The organism is Robertmurraya beringensis (assembly GCF_042433785.1).
GTDB classification, from domain to species: Bacteria; Bacillota; Bacilli; order Bacillales; family Cytobacillaceae; genus Robertmurraya_A; species Robertmurraya_A beringensis.
The window spans coordinates 1-1,517 of record NZ_JBHLUU010000003.1 but is presented as its reverse complement, the minus strand read 5'-3'; the positions used below and the strand labels follow the sequence as shown (position 1 = coordinate 1,517).

General features: G+C 38.6%; 3 protein-coding genes and 1 pseudogene. All 4 read right to left on the bottom strand.

All coding sequences use genetic code 11. The annotated features are described in order from the left end of the window. A partial coding sequence (locus ACFFHF_RS00420) for a DUF421 domain-containing protein (protein ID WP_377057365.1) occupies positions 1-659 on the bottom strand: 659 nt, incomplete at its 3' end. 29 nt (positions 660-688) lie between these two features. Further along, complete coding sequence (locus ACFFHF_RS00415) at positions 689-895, bottom strand: DUF1657 domain-containing protein (RefSeq protein WP_009336483.1); 207 nt, start codon at positions 893-895, stop codon at positions 689-691. 11 nt (positions 896-906) lie between these two features. Next, a pseudogene (locus tag ACFFHF_RS00410) lies at positions 907-1,023 on the bottom strand (SpoVA/SpoVAEb family sporulation membrane protein); the annotation flags it as partial. 12 nt (positions 1,024-1,035) lie between these two features. After that, positions 1,036-1,517: beta-ketoacyl-[acyl-carrier-protein] synthase family protein (locus ACFFHF_RS00405; protein WP_512700630.1), on the bottom strand; the 482-nt coding region annotated here is incomplete at its 5' end.

The following is a 1,517-nucleotide window of genomic DNA, read 5'->3' as shown; positions in this document are numbered from 1 at the left end:
GTTAACTCTCCGTAAGAATTAACCTGTCCCAGAAATACATTTTCAATCGTTACCCCTAGTTTTTCTAATTCAGTATGTAGCCAAGCCCGACTTCGTCCAATCGTGGCTAGTGGTTCATCCATTATTGCACCATCCATAATAATGGTCTGAGGCTCCTTGATTGAAGCAACCTTCAAGTTTATATCCTTTGCTGTTAAAGGTTGATTTTCTTTCTTTAGCATCACAGATAAATCACCTGTTGCCTCTAAAACAGCAAATTCTACATCAGAGACTTGAAAGACATCCTTCCTGCGAAGTAGCTCTAACAGTTCATCTGTCGTATATCTTTCCTTTTTTAAATTATCTTCCATAATCTTCCCATCTTTGATAAATACTGTTGCTTTTCCTTCTGTAAAATTGCGAAAACGTTTACTTTTTAATGAAATTAAACCAGCGAAAAAGGGAATAGCCGCAAAAATGACAATTCCAATAATTCCGTGAAAAATGTTCCGTTCAAGTCCCATAGCCACTTCTGCACCAATACTTCCAATAGAAATACCGGTGACATATTCAAAGAAAGATAGTTCTGAAATTTGCTTTTTCCCTAACCATTTTGTAATGAAAAATAAAACAGCAACAAATAATGCTGAGCGTACAGCTATCTCTAACCATTCAGGCACTACTTACACCCCCTGTAAATATAGTTTTTCTAGAAACCTTTGTACTGAAGTTCCTCTCCTTCTAGTTCTCCTACTCTTTTTTTTAAATCTTTTGTTACTTCGTGTACTACCATCATAGCCTCATGCAAAGTTCGCTTCGATTCATCATCAAGAGTCCGTAATGCTAAACTTGAGAGACTTGCTTCTACCCCTTTTAGACTGGCAAAACACTGTTTAACATCTGATCCTACTGTCATCCTAATTCTCCTTATCCTTTTGGCTTAAAAATTAAAGCTCCTATCATGCCGAAAACAATGGCAGCTGAAATACCAGAACTAGTTACTTCAAACATTCCTGTCAGTACACCAACTACCCCATGTTTTTCANCAAAAATAGATCATGTTAATTGTTCACCTCCGTATTCAATTGACACTGCATGGGCGATACAAGGAATTGTTTCATTTTGCTGAAAGGACAATGGTGAAAGCAAAGCACCTGTAGCCACAACTAACATGCGTTTAAATTCACCATTTTTCATGCGGTTTAATAAATGCCCATAAACTACCGTTGCTGAACAGCCTGCACCGCTTGCTCCTGCAAGAACGGGTTGTCCTTCCCGATAAATCATAAGGCCACAATCTTGGTATTGTTCTTCACTAATAGGGATTCCGTGCTTTTTAAATAGATCCATGGAAACTTCCTGTCCAATCTGGCCCAGGTCCCCGGTTACAATTAAATCGTAATAAGATGGATCAATATTTCGTTCCTTTAAATGGGCTTCAATGGTATCAACCGCAGCTGGCGCCATTGCTCCTCCCATATTAAATGGATCTGTTAAGCCCATATCAATCACACGTCCAATTGTGGCAGAAGTGACAC